A 20,843-nucleotide genomic window follows, 5' to 3' on the forward strand; every position below is an offset into this window, starting at 1 on the left:
ATGGGATTTCACTCCCCCTCTTTGTGCTTAAAAAATCCTAAAATTAACTCAAGCTTTCACTAAATACAAAAAGCTTTTAAAAAAATTAATTTTCTTTCAAAACCCTACAAACTCGAAAGATTTTAAAGGTAATTTGAGCCGAAAAATTTAAAGAACTTGTTTTTAAGATTGATTAAAATTGAGTAGAAAAATGGGAAATTTTTTGAATTTTAGACATAAATTTAAGCGAGGGCGAGGTTTTAAGTGAGGGGCAAATACTTGGCTTCATCGATACAACCCAGCTTAAGCTCAACAAAGACGCCATTAACGAGCATATCAAAGCCTTGCAGGCGCAAAAAAGCGACATTCAAACGCAAATTGCCCCACTTAAAGAACGCCTAAGCACCGCAAAAAGAGAGCTTGAAAGGGCGCAAAGGCTTTTTAGTAGCGGAGCTAGCACAAAAAAAGCCCTTGATGATGCGAACTCAAATTTTAATCTCGTAAGCAAAGAAATTGATTCTAAACTCTCCTCAATGAATCTAAGTAACGAATCTTTAGATAATGAGATCGCTAATAGCCAAATTCAAGCCCAAATCATAGAAGATAAGATCCAAAAAGCTACGATCATATCGCCTATTTCTGGAACTGTGCTTGAAAAATACGCTTTCAAAGGGGAGCTAAGCTCGCCAAATAAAGCTCTTTTTAAAATCGCAAATTTAGACACCTTAAGGCTTAAAGCTTATGTGATTGATACTGATTTAACGCGTTTAAAGCTTGGAGATGAAGTAGCTGTGTATGTGGATTTTGGCGAGGATTATAAAGAGTATAAGGGCAGGATTTCGTGGATTTCAAGTAAGGCTGAATTTACGCCAAAAACGATCATGGTCAAAGATGAGCGTAAAAATTTGGTTTATGGGGTAAAAATCGATGTGAAAAATGACGGATTTTTGAAGATTGGAAGTTATGGCGAGATCAAGCTTAAATGAGTGTCATCAGCGTTAATAAGCTAAGCAAAAGCTACGGCAAAACCAAGGTCTTACACGATATCTGCCTTGAGGTTAGGGAAAATGAAATTTTTGGTGTCATAGGACCTGATGGGGCTGGAAAAAGCACGCTTTTTCAAATTCTAACCACGCTTTTGTTAGCTGATAGTGGCGAGGGCGAGATTTTGGGGCTTGATTTGGTCAAAGACTATGCTAAAATTCGCACGCAAATAGGCTATATGCCGGGGAATTTCAGCCTTTATATGGATCTTAACGTTTATGAGAATTTGGACTTTTTTGCAAGGCTTTTTAACACGAGCATAGAGGCTGAATACGAGCTGATAAAGCCTATTTACAAGGCACTTGAGCCTTTTAAAAACAGAAGAGCAAAGGCTCTTTCTGGAGGAATGAAACAAAAGCTTGCTTTGTGCTGTGCGCTCATTCACAAGCCCTTGTTGCTTTTTCTTGATGAGCCAACAACCGGCGTTGATGCGGTCAGTAGAAAAGAATTTTGGGATATTTTGAACGAACTAAAATCTAAAATGAGTATCGTAGTTTCCACGCCTTACATGGACGAAGCAAGTCTTTGTGATAGGATCGCTTTGATTTTTGAGGGCAGGTTTTTAAGCGTAAATAGTCCTCAAAAGCTTTGCCAAAGCTTTACGCACACACTTTATGAGTTTAAAAATATCAGTGTTTATGCCTTGGAAGAGTTAAGAAAGCTTGAGTTTATTTATTCTTGTTTTTTGTTTGCAAATTCCTATCATATAGTATTTAAAGAAGGTTTTGATATAAAAACAGCTATAGATTCAAACGCTCATTTGAAAAATGCTACTTATAGGGTCATTGAAGCTAGCGTTGAGGATTGTTTTATGGAGTTTTTAAGATGAGTTTGATCTTTAAAAATGACTTTAAAGATGAAGATCTTATCATTAAAATCGAGCATTTAAGCAAGATTTTTGGGAATTTTAAGGCTGTTGATGATATCAGCTTTGAGGTGAAAAAGGGCGAAATTTTTGGCTTTTTAGGAGCAAATGGAGCAGGCAAAACAACGGCTATAAAAATTTTATGTGGTATCAGCAAAGCAAGTCTTGGAAGTGGCTTTGTAGCAGGCTTTGATATCAACACTCAAAGCGAGCTTATCAAGCAAAATATAGGCTATATGAGTCAAAAATTCTCACTTTTTGAAGATCTTAAGGTTTGGGAAAATATCTATTTTTTTGGCAAAATTTACAAACTAAGGGAAGAAGAAATTTTTACAAAGATGAAAAAGCTACTTGAAAAGCTTGAATTTGAGGATCAAAAAGATGAATTTGTTTATAATCTCCCCCTTGGTTTTAAACAAAAACTCGCCTTTTGCGTGGCAAATTTTCACTCTCCAAAGATTATTTTTTTAGATGAGCCAACGGGCGGGGTTGATCCTATCACAAGAAGGCAGTTTTGGCAGCTTATACACGAGGCTGTGAGTATGGGAACTTGCGTGTTTATCACGACTCATTATATGGACGAGGCTGAGTATTGTGATAGGCTTAGTATCATGGTTGATGGGCGTATCAATGCTCTTGGAAGCCCTAGCGAGCTAAAAACAGCACTTGGCGTAAGCTCTATGAATGAAGTTTTTTACGAGGTGGCTAAGAGTGCCAAAAGGGGCGGTGCGTGAGAGCTTTTAATGCCTTTGTTAAAAAAGAGTTTTTTCACATTTTTAGAGATACAAGGACTATGCTTATCCTTATCTTAATGCCTATCATTCAAATTTTGCTTTTTGGCTTTGCTTTAAGCACTGAGGTTAGCGGGGTTAAATTTGGCGTGCTTGATCTTAGCAAAACAAGTCTTAGCACACAAATCATAGAAAAATTTGCTCAAAATGAGTATTTTGAATTTGCTAAAAATATCCGCTTTAAAGATGAAATTGCAACGATTTTTAATGATGATAAAACGGATCTGCTCATCATCTTTGGCGAGGATTTCAAACAAAACAATGCCAAAATAGAGCTTTTAATCGACGGCAGTGATCCAAACCGAGCTAGCACCATAAATATCTACGCAAATAATGTCTTAAATTCTTTTTTAACAGAAAAAAATTTAAGCTTTCAAAGTCCGCTTGAAATCGCAACCACCTTGCTTTTCAATCCTCAAGGAAAAAGTGCTTACAACTTCGTGCCGGGACTTTTGGGGCTTATTTTAATGCTGATTTGTGCGATGATGACCTCCATTTCTATCGTGCGTGAAAAAGAATACGGCAGCATGCAAATCCTGCTTGTATCGCCTATAAAGCCTATACTCATCATTTTTGCAAAGATTGTGCCTTATTTTGCGCTTTCTTGTTTGAGCTTGATTTTGGTGCTACTCGTGTGTGTTTTTGCCCTTGATCTTAAAATCGCAGGAAATATTTTCTTGCTCTTTGCCTTTTGCATGCTTTATATAGCCTTAGTGCTTAGTATAGGGCTTTTTGTGTCAAATTTAGCCAAAACACAAATTGCTTCTATGCTTGTTTGTGGAATGCTTTTTATGATGCCTATCATGATGTTTTCTGGCATGCTTTTTCCTATCGAAAGCATGCCCTTGATCTTGCAATATCTTTCACATATAATCCCTACAAAATGGTTTATCTTAGGGCTTAAAAAGATCATGATAGAAGGGCTTGGTGTGGGGTATTGCTTAAAAGAAATTAGCATTTTAGGTTTGATGTTTGTTGCGATTTTATTTATAAGCTTAAAAAGCTTTAAAGTGAGGCTTTAAAATGCTATTTTTGATCCAAAAAGAATTTAAACAAATCTTTAGAAACCGCTTCTTACCGCGTCTTATCTTGCTTTTTCCTATCATGATCATTTGTGTGATGCCTTGGGCTGCGAATATGCAGATTAAAAATGTAAATTTAGCCATAGTTGATTTTGATAAAAGCTCGACCACTCAAAAACTTGCGATGAAAATCGCTGCAAGCTCTTATTTTAACATCGCTCTTCAAACAACAAACACCAAAGAAGCTTATGAGTGCATTTATCAAAATGACTGCGATTTGATTTTAGAGCTGCCATCTAACTTCGAGCAGTCTTTAAACAAGGAAAATAAGGCAAATTTAGGCATTTACGCAAATTCTATAAATTCAGTAAAAGGCGTTTTAGGAGCAAATTATCTTAGCAATATCATCTTGGATTTTGTGAAAGTAAAACAGCTAAATACCTTACAAAACTCTGCTTTTTTTGCATTTGAAACAAATAGCATTTACCGCTTTAATGCAAATTTAGACTATAAAATTTTTATGATCCCAGCTTTGATGGTCATGGTTTTGACGCTGATTTGTGGCTTTTTGCCTGCTTTTAATATCGTTGCTGAAAAAGAAAAGGGCATAAGCGAGCAGATCAATGTAACGCCCATTTCAAAGCTAGTTTTTATACTCTCAAAGCTTATTCCTTATTGGCTGATCGGACTTTTGGTGCTAAGTCTTTGCTTTTTAATGGCTTTTGTGATTTATGGGCTTTATCCAAAGGGAAGCTTTTTGCTTGTGTATTTGTTCGCCTTTATTTATATCTTGGTTGTAGCTGGCATGGGGATCATCATTTCAAATTATTCTAACACCATGCAACAAGCGATGTTTGTGAGCTATTTTTTTATTTTGATTTTAATCCTTCTAAGCGGACTTTTCACCTCGGTAAAATCCATGCCTGATTGGGCTAAATTCCTTACTTATCTTAATCCTTTACGCTATTTCATCGAATCCTTAAGGCTTATTTTTTTAAAAGCAAGCGAGCTAAGCGATCTTTGGCTAAATCTCATCTGCCTTTTAGCCTTTGCTTTTGTGCTAAATTTATGGGCGATTTTTTCTTACAAAAAACGGGGCTAGTTTAGGCATTATAAGTTAGATCATAAAATAAACTATCTTCTTCAAAGCTGTATTTACTTTTGTTTAAAAGTCTTATTTTTTGTGTATCAATGTCTTTTATATTGCTAGGAATACTAAAATACTCTTTCAAATCTTGCCAATCACATTCTCTTAAGCTAATAACTTCTTTTAAATGAAAACTTACCCAAGAATTGCCTATTTTAGAAATAAAATTCTCATTTTCAAGCTTTGTTCTAGCAATGTCACAATAAATTTTATCTTTTTCAAAACCTATGAAATTCCTACCAAGCCTTTTTGCTGCTAGTGCTGTAGTGCCCGTTCCCATAAAGGGATCTAAAATAAGATCTCCTTCCTCGCTACTCATTAAAATAATTCTTTCTAGCAAATGAATAGGCAACTGACAAGGGTGCTCATCTCTATTTTTAGCATGTCTAATCCTATGAATATCACTCCAAACATCAGAGCACAAAGGACCAAAGGGGTGTAAAATATTCTTTTTTCCTCCATAGTCTTTAAACAACACGCCTTTTCTATCTCTTTTGTGTGGATAGCGTATCTCTTTAAACCTAGTCTTTGCCTCGCCTTTTGAATAAAATAAGATTCCATAATGTGCTGGCTGTAAAGTCTTTCCCATAGGAGCAGTCATCGCCTCCCAGCTTATCCAATGCCTAAAAATCATATTTTTATTCAAAAAAGCACTATAATAAGTAAGCCATTTAGGAATATTATGCAAAAATATAAAACCATCATTTTTAAGCACACGCACACACTCATTTATCCACTCTTCGCACCAGCTTAGATATTCGTTCTCCAAAAGCTTGTCTTTATGAGAATTGTATTTCTTCTTAAGATTAAAGGGTGGATCAGCAAACACAATATCAATACTATCACTAGGAATATTTTTAAAAAGCTCTAAGCAATCTCCTTGCAAGATTTCATTTATAGGTAGATTTTGCATATTTACGCCTTAAATATATCTTTTAATATAGAGCTAAATCTTAGTAATTCATCAGCTCTAAAAGTAAAAACTTCATCATAAGCTTCTACCATTCTTTTTAAGTCTTGTTTTCTTACATACCAGCCTATCCCATCGACAAAACCATAGAATCTAGCATTTGGATAATGCTTTTTTATAAGCTTTGCTACTGCAAACTCTGTTTTTGCCTTATCGCCTTGCCCACTACTTGTGGTGCTAAGAAAAGAAGATTCTATAATAATTTGTGGATTTTGCTTGTTTGGAATGATAAAATCCATAGTGCGTTTGTTAAGGCTGTCTTTTAAAAATGGCAAATCACCGCTATCAAAATCTATATTTAAAGAGCTTAAAATATTTTTTATACAAGATTCAGGATTATTATCCATAGCACCGCTATAAGAGCCTTTTTGTCTGTAACGAATAAGAGAATCTATCATGGCATTTTGATTAAAATTAATTTTTGTAATATTTAATTTACTTAGTTCAAATAGTGGCAGTGTTCTAGCTAAAAAGGCATTAGATGAGCCTTTAAAAAATAAATTTATTAAGCCCTTTGCAAAAAATTCATTATTTTTAATAAGATTTTTTATTTTCTTATCGCCCCATTCTTTTATATCATTACTATCGCTATTATCATTCCATTTTTGCATATAAAGCATGTTTGATAACTCTTTATCTTTTACAATCCTAGCAATAGTAATAATGCGTTTTAAATTTTCATTAGCAATGCCATTTAAGACTAGCAAGGCTTCTAAGCCAAATTCATTATTTTGTATAAAATCTACAAAGTTTTCTTCTTTAGAGCCTTGATTTTGTATTTCATTTTGTAAATTTAAAAGCAGAGTTTTTATAAGATTTATGGTATTTGCCTCGTATTCTTCCTCAAATTTGCTATTGCTAAAATAAAAAGAATTTTTTTGTATTACTGTGTTGTATTTATTCATCTTTGTAATTTTCAATTCCAATTTTTAAATTTACATTATAACCAAAAAATTTAAAATAAGCATAAAGCTATTTATGCACCTAAACTAGCTAATTTTTATTAAAAACTCTTTTACAGCCTTAGCTAAAGAATTTGAAAGTGGTGGTGGCACAGCATTTCCAACTTGCTCACATCTTTTAGTATGAGAGCCAAAGAATTTATAATCTAGTGGAAAGCCTGTGATTGTAGCTGCTTCTCGTATAGTTATGCTTCTATGTTCGCTTGGGTGCAGAGGGAATGCACTATGACCAGGAACTAAGGTAGGAGCTAAGTCATTAAAATTTAATCTCATATTACCTCCCCTTGAATAGAATTTTGAAATTTGTAAATGCTTAGGTAGTAAATCTAGGCTATTTGAGATATTACACCCTGGCTTTATGTATTTAAAACGCTCAATAGTCTTTACATTGTGTTTCATAGGCAAATTATCTATATCAGTAGAGTCTAAATAATCAATCTTGCTTAAACATTCCTTTAAAACAATGGGCTTTTTAAATTTAATATTTGCTAATTCATCTTTACTAAAATCAAGCTTAGTGCCTATGCTCTCATCATAATAAATAGGGATAGGAAATTTAAATTTAGCTTTTATATCCTTACGAACGGCTACTATGATTAGTCTCTCACGCTTCGTGCTAGAGCCATACCAAGCCGCATTTAAAATCTTATAGCTTACTTGATAGCCTATTTTGTTGTAAATTTTAATAATATCATCGATTACATTAATTAAATGTGGTTCTATATTTTTTAATAAATCCTGCTTTTGCTTTCTTAAATTTTGCCCTTGTTTTATTATATCTTGCGTGATTTTATCTTGTTTTCTGTATGCTGATTTTGCTCCTCTATAAAGTTCTATTTCTTTATAAAGCCTTGCTACTTCTTGCCATATTTTATTTGGTGCTTTTGGGTTAAGAATTTTAGCTCCCAGCATACCCTTTACATTTTCAATAATGCTTATTTTAGGTTGTAATTCCTTTATAATATTAAGATAATATCTATAAAATTGATTTCTCTCATCTGCTGGGCTTCGCTCTCCTGCTAAAGAAAAGCCTTTGCAAACTATGCCTCCAAAGACTACATCTACATTAGAATCAATCTTATCTTTTAGCTCTTTGGGATTGATTTGTGTTATATCTGTGCTGTCTATTATGCTATCCTTTAAATCTTTTTGATTATTAAATTTCAAAGTTTCAAGTGCATTAGGATCAAAATCATTTACATAAAGACTTTTAAAGCCATTTTGCATAAAACCTAAATGGCTACCACCAGCTCCTACAAAAAATTCTACTACATTAAATTTCATTTATAATCCTTTTAAAATTTTCCTCATAATATTTTTGTTGAGAGTATTTTTTAATATGTTCTATGAAGGCTTTTTCATTTGAAATTAAGGGGTCAAACAAAAGTTCTCTTTCTTTACTTTTTGGCTTAAAATTAATTACACCATAATCATCTCTTAAGATATTTAAATAACTTGAAATATAGCGAGTGTTCTTTGTGCTATCAGTATTTTGTATTTCAACTAGATAGGATATTTCTTTATATTGTTTATATATGAGTTCAAAAAGCTCTAAATTGCTAATATTTATTTTATTTTTTAAGCTTAAGTTATGCTCTTTAAGTGTATTTATAATGATTTTAAAAAAAGGCTCTAAATATTTAAAAATTATACAAGCAAATTCAGGATAAGTTTTGTTTGCGAGATTTATACCAGCTTGATTTGGTTCATTTGTCTTTTTATTTATAAGTCCTAATGTGGATAGGGTAATAAATATATTTCTCCAGCCATTAGAATTTGGAGTATTTAATCTTTGTGAAAAATCATTTTCTAATAATTTTCTATGTATAGTTTTGGATTTTATTTTATAGATAGCAAGTATTTTTAAAAGATAATAAAGTTCAAAAATTCTTGTATCGTGTATATAATATTGACATTTTAATTTTCTATTGTTATACCCCCCCCCCCATTTTAATTAATTCCTCATTGCTGATTAATCTTACTGCTAAAGAATTAGAATTTACCTCTAAAATTTTCTTACTTTCTGGATATTTAAAAAATCCTACATTAAAATCATTATTTCTTAGCACAGAATCAGGGAAAATATACACAGAGCTAAAATCTTTAAAATCCACAAATTCATATTGTTTGCTAGAAAGCTTTTTTTCTGCAAAATATTCATATTGAAAAATTTGCCCTATACCTCGCACAAAATCAGTGATATTAATTTTTCCGCCTTTACACTCAGCAATAGCTTTGATTTTACCATCTTCAAAAATGCTAAAATCAGCCACAATGCCATTTATATATTTATCCTCTCTTATAAATTTACTTTTATCATAATCTATATCAAGAGTGGAGCAAATATCCTTTTGCAAAGAGCTATTATTTTGTATCTCATCTTGGAATTCTTTTTCGCTCTCAAACATTTCTATCCTTTTTTAGCCTAAATTTACTTCTTAGCCCTTGAGCCTTTAGAATTTTTATTTAAATTTAACTCCTCATTTAAAAATTGCCCTGTGTAAGAGCCTGTTTTTTCATACTCCTTGGCTAATTTTTCAACGCTTCCAAAAGCTATTATTTTTCCGCCCTTATCTCCTCCTTCAGGTCCCATATCGATGATAAAATCAGCATTTTTAATCACATCTAAATTATGCTCTATCACAAGCACAGAGTTTTTAAGCTCCACTAAATGCTGTAAAACAAGTATGAGCTTATTTACATCTTCAAAATGAAGCCCTGTTGTTGGCTCATCAAGTATGTAAAGAGTCTTTCCTGTATCGTTTCGGCTAAGTTCTTTTGCTAGCTTTATGCGCTGGGCCTCACCTCCGCTTAAGGTCGTGGCATTTTGCCCTAAATTTAAATAATCAAGCCCCACCTTTACCAAGGTATCAAGTTTTTGTTTAATGCGAGGCACAGAGGCAAAAAACTCACTTGCTTCTATAATGCTCATAGCTAAAACATCGGCTATACTTTTGCCCTTGTATTTGATCTCAAGTGTGGCATCATTGTAGCGTTTGCCCTTGCAAGTATCACAAACCACCATTACATCAGGCAAAAAGTGCATTTCTATTTTTATTTCTCCGTCCCCGCTACATTTTTCACAACGCCCACCCTTGACATTAAAAGAAAAACGCCCAGCCTTATAGCCTCTCATCTTAGCTTCTTTAGTCGCAGCAAAAAGATTTCTTATCTCATCCATTGCCCCTGTGTAGGTGGCTGGATTTGATCTTGGCGTGCGACCTATGGGGCTTTGGTCTAAATAAATCACCTTATCAAGCTTTTCAAGTCCTTCAATTTGTACTCCACTTAGCTTTTGCACCTTTTTAGCTCTATTAAGCTCTTCTTTAGCAAAGGGAAGCAGGGTTTGAAGTATAAGAGAGCTTTTGCCAGAGCCTGAAACTCCTGTGATAGCGACTAAATTACGCAGAGGAAATTTAGCATTTAAGCCCTTGATATTGTTAATGCTTACATTTTTAAGCTCAAGCCATTCTTCTTGCTTTCTGTTTTGCTGGTGTGAAATTTGCTTTTGCCCTCTCATATATAAGGCGGTTTCGCTCTTGCTTTTAAGCAAATTTTCAAAGCTTCCAGCAAAGACAACCTCCCCTCCAAATTTACCAGCTTTAGGACCTATATCAACGATAAAATCAGCCTCCTCAATGGTCTTTTTATCATGTTCTACGACTATTAAAGTATTGCCCTTAGCTTGTAAATTTCTGAGGGTTTTGATAAGCTTTTGGGTATCTCTTTCGTGAAGGCCTATGCTTGGCTCATCTAAAACATACATCACCCCACTTAGCCCACTTCCAATTTGAGAGGCTATGCGTATCCTTTGAGCCTCGCCTCCGCTAATAGTCCTTGCATCGCGTCCTAAGGATAAATAGCCAAGCCCCACATCAAAAAGAAAAAAAAGCCTCTCATTAATCTCTTTTAAAATAGGGCTTGCGATTTGTTTTTGCGAGGCATTAAGATAAGAAAAATTGCCTTGCTTGCTAAAAAAGCTGGTGCAATGCTCTATACTCATATCCAAAAGCTCTCCTAGCCCCTTATTTGCTACTTTTACAGCCAAACTTTCAGGCTTTAAACGGTGACCCTTGCAGTCTTTGCAAATTTTCTCGCTCATATAATTTTCAAGATCCTTTTCATCCTTTAGCATATCATAAGCAAGCTTTACCACGCCCTCAAAGCTTTTTTTAATGCGGTGTCTTTTCCAAAAAAAATCAATCTCCTTAGCATTTCCATAAAGCACTAGCCTTTGCTCTTCCTCGCTTAAATCAGCCCAAGCCTTTTTTATATCAACGCTATTTTGCTCACAAAAGGCGAGTAAAAATTTATAATAATAGCTTTTATTAAAGCCATACATGGTCTTTATGCAGCCCTTTTCTATGCTTAAATTCTCATCAATTAGCTTTTTCATATCAAGGCTATAACGAATGCCAAGCCCATCACAGCTTACACAAGCTCCCTTTGGGGAGTTAAAAGAAAAGCTAAGAGGCTCAAGGGCAGCAAAGGAAAGCTTGCAATCAAAACAAGCATTATGCTCGCTGTAATGATAATGCTTTGAAATTCCAAGCTCCTCAGCATTTAGCACCTCTATTTCAAGCTCGCCAAAGCTTTCCTCAAGCCCCTTTTCTATATCACTTGTAAGCCGTGCTAGCAAATCCTCTTTTATCTCAAGGCGATCAATAACTAATTTAATGCTATGCTTTTTGGTTTTTGATAATTCAATATCCTCATCAAGCCTTACTAAGACCCCATCAACTTGAGCCCTTACATAGCCTTTAGCCCTTAAGCTTTCAAAAAGCTCATTAAAGCTTCCCTTTTTTTCGCGAATCAAGGGCGAATAAATAATGATCTTTGCTGTAAAAGGAAGCTTTAAAATTTCATTAGTGATATCGCTTGCACTCATACTTGAGATCTTTTTACCGCAGTTGTGGCAGTGCTGAAGTCCTATTCTTGCATACAAAAGCCTTAGATAATCATAAATTTCAGTAATGGTTCCAACTGTGGAGCGAGGATTTTTAGAAGTTGTCTTTTGATCTATGGCTATGGCTGGGGTTAGCCCTTCTATCTTATCTACATCAGGTTTTGCTACCCTGTCTAAAAACTGCCTTGCATAAGCACTTAGGCTTTCTATGTAGCGGCGCTGCCCTTCTGCATAAAGGGTGTTAAAGGCTAGGGTTGATTTACCGCTGCCACTTAGCCCTGTAAAGACTATGAGCTTATTTTTTGGGATCTCAAGGCTTATGTTTTTAAGATTATTTTCCCTTGCCCCTGTGATTTTAATGCTTTCATTGATTTTTTTTTCTGACATATTTTTTCCTAAAATTTTTAAATTTGTAATTTTAGCATAATTGAGCTAAAAATTAAAGCTAATTTGCTATTTGTAAATTTGTGCTAGAATGTGGTATTTTCATCTTTAAGGAAAAAAATGGCAGCTGATGATCAAGAAAAAACTGAAGAAGCTACGAGTAAAAAGCTAGAAGATGCCAGAAAAGATGGTAATATCCCCAAATCCCAAGACGCAGCAGCTGTTGTAACCCTTGTAGTTGCCGTTGTTGCAGTTATGTTTTTGTTTGGTTTTTTAGGCGATAGAATGATGAATTTATATCGCTATTATCAAGGTTTAATTGGTATTGAATTTAGTGTCGGTATGCTTCAAAATGTCATGATTAAAACAGTTATGGAAGCGATCATTATGCTTTTACCCATAGTTTTAAGTATTATGGTGGCAGGAGTTTTAGGAAATGTAATGCAATTTGGCTTTCTTTTTACAACCAAACCCATAACTCCAAATCTTAATAAAATTAATCCTCTAAAAGGCTTAAAAAATCTTTTTTCTTTAAAAAAACTTATTGATGCGATTAAAATTATTTTAAAAGTTGGTATAGTTTTTACTATAGCCTTTGTATTTTTGCTTCAATTCATGACAGAGCTTCCAAAAGTAGAGCTTTATGATATAGTTTCGCAGTTAGTGTGGCTGAAAGAAAAAGCGATTATCCTAGCAGCTGTTGTGATACTTGCTTTTATAGTGGTGGGGATTTTGGATATTTTTTTGGTTCGTTTTCAGTACTTTAAAAGCTTAAGAATGAGCAAGCAAGAAATCAAAGATGAGTATAAACAAATGGAAGGAGACCCTCAAGTAAAAGGGCGTATTCGTCGTTTGCAAATGGAGGCTGCAAGGCGTAGAATGGTGCAAGATGTTGCAAGTGCTGATGTGGTGATCACAAACCCAACTCATTATGCTATAGCCTTGCGTTATGATAGCTCTAAAGAAGCTGCACCAAAGGTTTTGGCAAAGGGGGTGGATTTTTTGGCTCTAAGGATAAAAGAAATCGCTTATGAAAATGAGGTCTTAGTTTATGAAAACCCTCAGCTTGCAAGAGAGCTTTATAAGCTTTGTGAAGTTGGAGATATGATACCTAGAGAGCTTTTTAAAGCCGTTGCAGAAGTCTTGCGTTTTGTTTATCAGTCAAATAAGAAAAAATTTGGCGATCGCTTACAAGCTTAATAAAAATAATGGCAAAAGAAGATAAGCTTCTTTTGCACATGATCAGTCCATTTGGTTTCTCATCCAAGTAGGGATTTCAAGTTCGTGTAGAAATTCTTCACTATTAAATGTTCCTGTTTTTACATTTAAATTGATATAAGGATTCTTTTTTGGTTCTTGTTCTTTTATTTTGGCATTATCCTGACTTGCTTTATCTTCAAAACCGGTAGCAATAATAGTCAGTTCAACCTTGTCGCCTAAACTATCATCAAGAGTAGTACCCATAATAATTTTAGCATCTTCATCGACAAGATCGTGTATTTCTCCGGCAGCTTGTGAAAACTCAATGAAAGAGTATTGAGAGCTTGTTTTAAAATGACATATGACACCCTTAGCACTCTTGATATCCATACCATCAAGTAGAGGCGATTCTATAGCATTTGCTAAAGCTTCTTCCATAGCTTTTTCTCCTTGTCCAGAACCTATACCCATAAGAGCTAAGCCTCTATAACTCATAATAGTTCTTACATCAGCAAAATCAACATTTATTTTACCATTGTCTAAAAGTATGGAGATCATTCCACGCACAGCACGAGCCAAAACATTATCAACGACTTCAAAGGCTTCTCCAAAACCAAGTTTTCTGTCTATGATACTAGAAAGTTTTTGATTTTGTATAACAAGTATAGAATCAGTTTCTTTTTTTAGCTCCAAAAGACCAGCCTCAGCAAGTTTTTTTCTTTGTTTACCTTCAAAAGCAAAAGGCATGGTAACAGCAGAAACAGTTAAAGCACCCACCTCTTTAGCAGCTTGAGCAATAATAGGAGCAGCACCAGTTCCTGTGCCACCTCCTAAACCAGCAGCAATAAAAACGATATCACTTTGTGCTAAGGCTGCTTTGATTTCTTCGTAACTTTCTCTTGCACTCTCAGCACCAATCTCAGGCACCATTCCAGCACCCAAGCCTTTAGTCTTTTTTTCTCCAAGTTGAATTTTTGTTTTTGCTTTAGAGCTAGCTAGTGCCTGGGCATCTGTATTTGCAACAATAAGATCAAAATCACTAAGCCCCATTGTGTCTATCATATGATTGACCATATTTCCGCCACCGCCACCGCAGCCTATAACCTTAATCTTTGCACCTTGTTTTATCGCTTCTTCAACTGTATAATCCATGATCTCTCCTTAAAATCTGCTGACAATTTGTTGCCACATTCTGGTAATGATATTACTTTTATTTTCTTCAACTGGTCTAAAGTCTATTTGTTCATTAAGTGATATTGTATCATTTTCTTGTGAAATTTTGCTTGAAATTTCACTTTTTCTTTCTTCAAAGACTGGTTCTTGATGAGCGATGGACTTTTTTGAGTAATTGTCCTCTTCACCCTTAAATCTCAAATCCTTATTTGAATCAAGTTCATAAGGGGTAAAATAGCCAGCACCATATAAACAAAGCCCTATAGCACAAGTATTTTCAGGATCGTTAAAAATTTCATTAAAGCCTAAGGCTAAATCTTTTCTCGCACTTGCAATACGCACGGATTTATTATCAAACATTACTGCAGCAAGTTCATCAAGTTTAGCTAACTTTGTCATACCACCTGTTAGAACAATACCAGCACCAGAAGCCTTTGCATAAGGATTATCACTTAGCATTTTGGCAAGTAGCATCAAAGTTTCTTGCGCTCTTGCGTAAATGACTTCCTTGATCACATCTATAGTAACTTCAACAATCTTATCTTTATCGCCCATTGATGGAACTTGAACAAGATTGTTTGGTTGTAAACTTAAATTTGCATAATTAAGCTTAATCCTTTCAGCTTCTTCTAAAGGTGCATGAAGAGCCATAGCCAAATCATTTGTGATATTGATAGAGCCAATTTGTAAGCAATCATTATAACGAATAGAATTTCCCATATACACGACAATATCGCAAATTGCTCCACCCATATCAATTAAAATTGTTCCAAGCTCTTTTTCGCTATCATCAAGGCAGGCAATTGCTGAGGCATAGCCTGAAAGAACGAAATTATCAACCTTAAGATCGGCTATTTCCAAAGCCTTTTTTAAATTTTTTATGTATGATTCTTGGCAGATAACGATATGAGTTGAAACTTCTAAGCGTGTACCACTCATGCCTAAAGGATCATCGACATGTTCGAGGTCATTGACCTTAAAATTAAAGGGTAAAACATGGACGATTTCATAGCCTGATGGGATATTTGCTGTATGTTTAGCAGTGCTTACGGCACGACGAATTTCATTAATGCCTATTTCATGATTTGGTATATTAACGACGCCGACACTATTGACACTTTTCGCATAAGCACCTGACATGGAAACAATGATTTTATCATAACGCACCCCAGACATCATTTGAGCTTCTCTTACAGCTTCTTCTATAGAGTTAGAAGCTTGTTCTATGTTCGTAATAACACCTTTTTTTACTCCATTAGCTTTTGTTTTGTCAAAACCAGCTCTTGCTTTTCCAAAACCAATAATCTTTAAGCCCTCATCATCTTTTTGAGCAATGATAGCACAAGTTTGCGTCGAGCCTAAATCAATTCCTAAAATATTCAATTCAAGTTTCCTTTATAATAGATTTCAACCTTATAAATTTTTCTTAATTCCTTAGATAGTTCTGCTTCTAATTCGTTTGCCTTGGCAACTTGTAAATTTGCACTTAAACTTTCTTTGTATTGATTTATTTTATTTTGATTGATGAGATTTTGATCTCTTATTTCATAGAGAATGGCTTTATTTTTAAATGCTACAAAACCTTTTTTTTGATTTGAATTAAACACTTGCATCAAAAAGAGGCTAAACTCGGTATCATTCATGATATCATCAGATACCCTTTCAGGATCTCTTATAGAATCTCTACTCATAGAGCCTATATTTTTACCCTTAAAATTCTCTAAAGCTTTACTAGCTTGTTGGTTTAGAGCCTCAGTTTGTTTTTGTTCAAGATAAAGTGGTAAAACTTCTTCTTTTGCTTGTTCAAAACTTTTTACGCTAGCAGGAACTAGAGCATTTAGCCTTATAATCATAAGTCCATTTTGATCATTTTGTTTAAATTTAAAGGGTTTCAAAAGGGAATTGGCTCTTGCATTATCTAAAAGTTCTAGAGGATAGTATATGTCATTTTCACTGATATTAAGATCTGCTTGGAATGGTATTTTTTGAGAATTTAAATCAAGATAGGCTTGATTAGCTGTCTTTTCCAATTCTTTCAAGCCAAAATCAATAAGTAAGTCTTTTTTTGCTTCATCAAAGGATAGAATTTTTCCCGTAAAATCTGTATATTTGTGTTTATTTTCTTCATAGTAGGTTGTTAGGTTTTGTTCATCGAAGTTTTGAGCAATAGGCAAGAAATAAGTTGAAATTTCATACCTTCTTTCGTTGATATAGTCTTTTTCATGTTCTTTCCAAAGATTTTGTAATTCTGTTTCGTTTATATCAACATTTATAGGCTTAAAGTCAAGTTTGGCTATACTTAAAACATCTTGCATAAAATAGCTTGCACCAAGCATTTCAAATTCGTTTTCCTTAACAGGAAGTTCAAAGAGTGTTCGTAGTTTTCTTAGTAAAATTCTATCTTCTAACATTTGCTCATATTGGCTTGTTTTGATTTGATTTTGAGCAAGTAGAAAATAATATTTTTCTTGATCAAAAGTGTTATTTTCGTCCCAAAATTCTTCTTGGCTTGCAAGAGCAATTGCAGCTTCGTTTTCACTCACACTCAAGCCTAAATCTTTTGCAAAGTTGATAAAGAGTTTGTCTTCGATCAAGTCATTTAAAGCAAGAAGATCAAGTTGTCTTTCTTTGGCAAGTTCATCGCTGAGTGTTCCATTGCTAATTTGATTATAGTAGCTAAAAACTTGGGCATATCTTTCATTAAGCTCAAAAAGAGTGATTTTCTCATTTCCTACTTTAGCTAAAGAAGAACTGCGATTTATATTCAGATCATAACCTCCCCAGCCAACAAAGCCAGCTCCAACAAAGGCTATAACGCTGATCCAAATCGTTACAACAAGCCATTTTTTATGTTTTTGCATCCAAGTTATCATAAAATCAAATCCTTATATTTATAAGAACGAATTGTATCTTTAAAGTGTTTAATTAGAGTTTAAAAAACTAAATTTTTATGTTTTAAATCTTAAAAAATTTGTTTTATTTTAAAATTTGTTTGCTATTATAACAGGAAAAATTTTACAAAAAGGTAAATTTTGCAAGTTCCGCATATCCCTGTTTTAGTTGATGAGGTTCTTGAGATCTTTGATGGGCTTGATGAGGGTTTATTTGTTGATTGTACTTTAGGTTTTGGTGGGCATTCAAAAGCTATATTACAAAAGCATTCAAATTTAAGACTTTTAGCCTGTGATCAAGACGAGGTAGCCTTGGATTTTTCAATGAACATTTTAGCCCACTTTAAAAACAGATGCAAGCTTGTAAAATCAAATTTTAAAGATATATTATCTTTTTGTAAAAATGATGATGTAAGAGGAATTTTAGCTGATATAGGTCTTTCATCTTTGCAGCTTGATGATGATGAGCGGGGTTTTAGTTTAAATTCAACTCGTCTTGATATGCGTATGGATAAGCAAAATGAGCTAAGTGCTTTTGAGGTGGTGAATTTTTATCCTCAAGAAAGACTTGAATGCATTTTTAAAGAAAACGCAGAGCTTACAAACTCTAAATTTATAGCTCAAAAAATTTGCGAATTTAGAGCAAAAAAGCCTATTTCAAGTGCTAAAGAACTTAGTCAAATCATCGGTAGAGCTAAAGTAGGTCAAAGAAGTGTATCTCAAGCAACATTGGTCTTTCAAGCCCTTAGGATAGAGGTTAATCAAGAACTAAGTGTTTTAAAAGAGTTTTTGGAAAAATTAGTACTTTTTAAGCCTAAAAATTGCATAGTGGCTATCATTTGTTTTCATTCTTTGGAAGATGTTTTGGTAAAAAATGCTTTTAAAAAATGGTCAAGGGATTGCATTTGTGATAAAAATGCTATAAAATGCGAATGTGGCAAAAATCATAGCCTAGGAAAAATTTTGACAAAAAAACCCATTGTGCCAAGTTTGGAAGAGATTAAGAGCAATTCTCGCTCAAGCTGTGCTAAAATGCGAGTTTTTTATTTTAAATAATTTTGGATAAAAATGGACAATAATGAATTTTTAAAGGAAAAACAAAATATCCGAGAAAAAATGCTTCGGTATTCAAGGGCGATCAGAGAAGGCAGGACGCCAGAAGATATTGATATATCAAGTAGTGATGAAATTCTAAAAAAGAGGGTAAAAAATCGTAAAAAAGCTTATGATGATTTTTTTAATGAAGAACATGAAGAGAATAATTCTAAAGCTAGCATTTATCTTAAAGAGGATTTAATCAATATAAAACTTGAGGAAAAAAAACCATTTTCCTTAAAATTTTTTTCCAAATTAAAAAGAAATAAAAAAGATAAAAATTTAAAAAAACAAAAGGAAGTTGATAAAAAAACTCATACCTTAAATTTAGATCAAACAAGTTCAAAAGCTTTTATTAGCTCAGATCAATCGCAAAAAATAGCTTTTAAAAATGTTGAAATACCAAAAAAGAAAGATAAAGTTAAAAAAGAAGAACAAGCTAAATTCCAAGATAAAAATCAAAATATACAAACAAAACCAAAGCCACAAAAAAAAGAAAAAGATAAAAAAATCACAATTTCTAAAACAGAACCTGAAAAAGAAAGCGAAAGTAAGGCAAATACAGAAGTCAAAAGTATCTTGCTTGAAGGACATACTCAGGCTATAAAAGAAGAGAGAAATTTAAGCTTTAGTCATCTTTTATTTGCGTATTTATTGGTAGCTTTTGCTTGCATTGTTTTTGTTCCAGAAGTTTATATAAGAACTCAAATTTATTATCTTAGCCGAGAAATCGCAACTCTAAGAAGTCAAGAATCTGTTCTTAATGAGGAAAACAAAGAGCTTAAAAGAAAACTTGAGCATATGCGTTTTCAAAATCAAATTTTGGATTATTTGGATTAATTATCCTTAAATTTGATGATTTGTTCAAGTATATATGCTTCTAGGCTTGTTTTTGGGATTTCTTTTTTTAAAGCTTCGTTATAGATATTTTCAACGATTTTTGAGTATTTTTCATAAGGAAAAAATGGAAAATGCAACTTCCAAGCCTTTTGTATCAACTCCTTACTGATAAGCTTTCTTGTGTAAATTTTGAATATATCATAAAAGATAAAAACGCAGGCTGTAACAGCAACTGTGCTTATGATACTTAAATGAAAATCAATCTTTGTAAAAAAATAATGCGTGATAGCAAGAAGAGGGAGTAAAACAATGGCACAAAGTGCAAAATACACCAAATAAGAGCTAAAAAACTTAAATTTATAGTTAAGTTTTGAAGGATCAACGAGCATTCCTTCGTTAAAAAGGGCATTTGCTTCAAGCAAGTCTCTAAGTAAGATGGGTTGGTTTGAAATTTTAAATAAGGCAGTAAAAAGCCATGTTTTGATTTTTTTCATCATTTTTTCCAAATTACTAAATTAAAGCATAGCTATAAGCCGAGTTCTGTCTTAAATGCTCATTTATCTAGGCAAGTTTTTGCAAGCTTGCTCAAGCGAAGGGTTAAAACAAAGACACTAACCATCCCTTCTTGCTGCACATTGGGTTTTCAAAGCCGAAATTATCGCTAAAATCGCTGGTAAGCTCTTACCTCACCGTTTCACCTTTTCCACTTTTGTGGTAGTTTGCTTTCTGTTGCACTTTCCCTTAGATCACTCTAGCCATCTGTTAGATGGAATGCTTGTCTTTTGCAGCTCGGACTTTCCTCTTCTTAATGAAGCGAGCATTTGCTATGCTTTAACTTGCATTTTAGCTAAATTTTTCTTATTTTTTGCTCAAAATTTACAAATTTTTAATCAAGTTATCAAGTTAATCGTGTTAAAATCTACGCAATATTTATACAAAAGGAAAATTATGGCAACTTATGCTATGGGCGATCTTAAAAAGGGTTTAAAGATCGAAATTGACGGAATTCCGTTTAAAATAGTCGAATATCAGCATGTAAAACCGGGCAAGGGACCTGCATTTGTGCGTATAAAGATCAAATCTTTTATTGATGGTAAGGTTTTAGAAAAGACCATTCATGCCGGCGATAAGTGTGAAGCTCCAAATTTAGAGCAAAAAACTATGCAGTATCTTTATGATGATGGTGAAAACTGCCAATTTATGGACACTACAAGCTATGAGCAAGTAGCTATCAGCGATGATGATGTAGGTGAAGCTAAAAAATGGATGCTTGATGGAATGATGGTTGATGTGATGTTTCACAACGGCAAGGCAATCGGCGTTGAAGTGCCTCAGGTCGTTGAACTTAAGATCATCGAAACTGCACCAAATTTTAGAGGCGATACTCAAGGCTCAAACAAAAAGCCAGCTACTCTTGAAACAGGTGCAGTGGTGCAAATTCCTTTTCATGTACTTGAGGGAGAAGTTATTCGCGTTGATACTGTGCGTGGCGAATATATCGAAAAAGCAAATAAATAGCCTAATATTTTACCCTTTTATGAAAAAGGGTAAATTTTCCTTAGGATTTTTGTTTT

General features: G+C 33.8%; 18 protein-coding genes and 1 other RNA gene. 9 read left to right on the top strand and 10 right to left on the bottom strand.

The annotated features are described in order from the left end of the window. The first annotated feature begins 323 nt into the window (after nucleotides 1–323). From DMB92_RS05365 to DMB92_RS05385, 5 genes are read left to right on the top strand one after another with little or no spacing between them, the layout of a single operon-like run. Nucleotides 324–965, top strand: coding sequence for an HlyD family secretion protein (locus DMB92_RS05365; RefSeq protein WP_185900167.1), 642 nt, complete (start codon nucleotides 324–326; stop codon nucleotides 963–965). Then, nucleotides 962–1,852 (top strand): ABC transporter ATP-binding protein, encoded by an 891-nt coding sequence (locus DMB92_RS05370; RefSeq protein WP_142682038.1) that lies wholly within the window; start codon nucleotides 962–964, stop codon nucleotides 1,850–1,852. Before DMB92_RS05365 ends, DMB92_RS05370 begins: the two co-directional genes overlap by 4 nt. Continuing rightward, complete coding sequence (locus DMB92_RS05375; protein WP_142682039.1) at nucleotides 1,849–2,622, top strand: ABC transporter ATP-binding protein; 774 nt, start codon at nucleotides 1,849–1,851, stop codon at nucleotides 2,620–2,622. The genes DMB92_RS05370 and DMB92_RS05375 overlap by 4 nt, the downstream gene beginning before the upstream one ends. Next, nucleotides 2,619–3,701, top strand: a complete 1,083-nt coding sequence (locus DMB92_RS05380) for an ABC transporter permease (protein ID WP_142682040.1) — start codon at nucleotides 2,619–2,621, stop codon at nucleotides 3,699–3,701. The genes DMB92_RS05375 and DMB92_RS05380 overlap by 4 nt, the downstream gene beginning before the upstream one ends. A 1-nt stretch (nucleotide 3,702) precedes the next feature. Beyond that, nucleotides 3,703–4,803 carry an ABC transporter permease gene (locus DMB92_RS05385; protein WP_142682041.1) on the top strand — a complete coding sequence of 367 codons (1,101 nt, stop codon included), beginning with the start codon at nucleotides 3,703–3,705 and terminating at the stop codon, nucleotides 4,801–4,803. A gap of 1 nt (nucleotide 4,804) precedes the next feature. On the opposite strand, the gene DMB92_RS05390 is transcribed toward DMB92_RS05385, so the two are convergent. The 5 genes from DMB92_RS05390 to uvrA form a co-directional block, all read right to left on the bottom strand. Beyond that, entirely contained in the window at nucleotides 4,805–5,761 is a 957-nt protein-coding gene (locus tag DMB92_RS05390) for a DNA-methyltransferase (protein ID WP_142682042.1), read from the bottom strand. Nucleotides 5,762–5,763: 2 nt separating this feature from the next. Continuing rightward, nucleotides 5,764–6,738: a hypothetical protein gene (locus DMB92_RS09290; RefSeq protein ID WP_221886251.1), complete on the bottom strand. Its 975-nt coding sequence runs from the start codon at nucleotides 6,736–6,738 to the stop codon at nucleotides 5,764–5,766. A 69-nt stretch (nucleotides 6,739–6,807) separates the two neighbouring features. After that, on the bottom strand, nucleotides 6,808–8,064 hold the full coding sequence (locus DMB92_RS05400; protein ID WP_142682043.1) for a DNA cytosine methyltransferase: 1,257 nt from the start codon (nucleotides 8,062–8,064) through the stop codon (nucleotides 6,808–6,810). A gap of 647 nt (nucleotides 8,065–8,711) precedes the next feature. After that, the gene (locus DMB92_RS05410; RefSeq protein ID WP_142682044.1) at nucleotides 8,712–9,188 is read right to left on the bottom strand and encodes a hypothetical protein; all 477 of its coding nucleotides are present in this window, start codon (nucleotides 9,186–9,188) and stop codon (nucleotides 8,712–8,714) included. 23 nt (nucleotides 9,189–9,211) lie between these two features. After that, entirely contained in the window at nucleotides 9,212–12,058 is a 2,847-nt protein-coding gene (uvrA, locus tag DMB92_RS05415; RefSeq protein WP_142682156.1) for an excinuclease ABC subunit UvrA, read from the bottom strand. 132 nt (nucleotides 12,059–12,190) lie between these two features. On the opposite strand from uvrA, the gene flhB reads away from it, so the two are divergent. After that, nucleotides 12,191–13,270 carry a flagellar biosynthesis protein FlhB gene (flhB, locus tag DMB92_RS05420; protein ID WP_142682045.1) on the top strand — a complete coding sequence of 360 codons (1,080 nt, stop codon included), beginning with the start codon at nucleotides 12,191–12,193 and terminating at the stop codon, nucleotides 13,268–13,270. A 42-nt stretch (nucleotides 13,271–13,312) separates the two neighbouring features. Here flhB and ftsZ read toward each other — a convergent pair whose 3' ends face one another. Genes ftsZ through DMB92_RS05435 form a run of 3 tightly spaced genes read right to left on the bottom strand, consistent with a single transcriptional unit; the run spans nucleotide 13,313 to nucleotide 17,316 of the window. Then, nucleotides 13,313–14,425, bottom strand: coding sequence for a cell division protein FtsZ (gene ftsZ, locus DMB92_RS05425; RefSeq protein ID WP_142682046.1), 1,113 nt, complete (start codon nucleotides 14,423–14,425; stop codon nucleotides 13,313–13,315). Between the two features lie 6 nt (nucleotides 14,426–14,431). Further along, nucleotides 14,432–15,826: a cell division protein FtsA gene (gene ftsA / locus DMB92_RS05430; protein WP_142682047.1), complete on the bottom strand. Its 1,395-nt coding sequence runs from the start codon at nucleotides 15,824–15,826 to the stop codon at nucleotides 14,432–14,434. Then, nucleotides 15,823–17,316, bottom strand: coding sequence for a peptidylprolyl isomerase (locus DMB92_RS05435; protein ID WP_142682048.1), 1,494 nt, complete (start codon nucleotides 17,314–17,316; stop codon nucleotides 15,823–15,825). Before DMB92_RS05435 ends, ftsA begins: the two co-directional genes overlap by 4 nt. A gap of 159 nt (nucleotides 17,317–17,475) precedes the next feature. Here DMB92_RS05435 and rsmH point away from each other — a divergent pair, with 159 nt between their 5' ends. Together rsmH and DMB92_RS05445 are read left to right on the top strand one after the other, a co-directional pair. Beyond that, the gene (rsmH, locus tag DMB92_RS05440) at nucleotides 17,476–18,390 is read left to right on the top strand and encodes a 16S rRNA (cytosine(1402)-N(4))-methyltransferase RsmH (RefSeq protein ID WP_142682049.1); all 915 of its coding nucleotides are present in this window, start codon (nucleotides 17,476–17,478) and stop codon (nucleotides 18,388–18,390) included. A 12-nt stretch (nucleotides 18,391–18,402) separates the two neighbouring features. After that, nucleotides 18,403–19,269: a hypothetical protein gene (locus DMB92_RS05445; protein ID WP_142682050.1), complete on the top strand. Its 867-nt coding sequence runs from the start codon at nucleotides 18,403–18,405 to the stop codon at nucleotides 19,267–19,269. On the opposite strand, the gene DMB92_RS05450 is transcribed toward DMB92_RS05445, so the two are convergent. After that, on the bottom strand, nucleotides 19,266–19,763 hold the full coding sequence (locus DMB92_RS05450) for a hypothetical protein (protein ID WP_142682051.1): 498 nt from the start codon (nucleotides 19,761–19,763) through the stop codon (nucleotides 19,266–19,268). The two genes, DMB92_RS05445 and DMB92_RS05450, sit on opposite strands and share 4 nt — an antisense overlap. 19 nt (nucleotides 19,764–19,782) lie before the next feature. Continuing rightward, nucleotides 19,783–20,102, bottom strand: an RNA gene (gene rnpB / locus DMB92_RS05455) — RNase P RNA component class A. A 115-nt stretch (nucleotides 20,103–20,217) separates the two neighbouring features. On the opposite strand from rnpB, the gene efp reads away from it, so the two are divergent. Then, on the top strand, nucleotides 20,218–20,787 hold the full coding sequence (gene efp, locus DMB92_RS05460; protein WP_142682052.1) for an elongation factor P: 570 nt from the start codon (nucleotides 20,218–20,220) through the stop codon (nucleotides 20,785–20,787). Nucleotides 20,788–20,843: the final 56 nt, after the last annotated feature.

This window comes from Campylobacter sp. MIT 99-7217, assembly GCF_006864365.1.
In the GTDB taxonomy this organism is placed as follows: domain Bacteria; phylum Campylobacterota; class Campylobacteria; order Campylobacterales; family Campylobacteraceae; genus Campylobacter_D.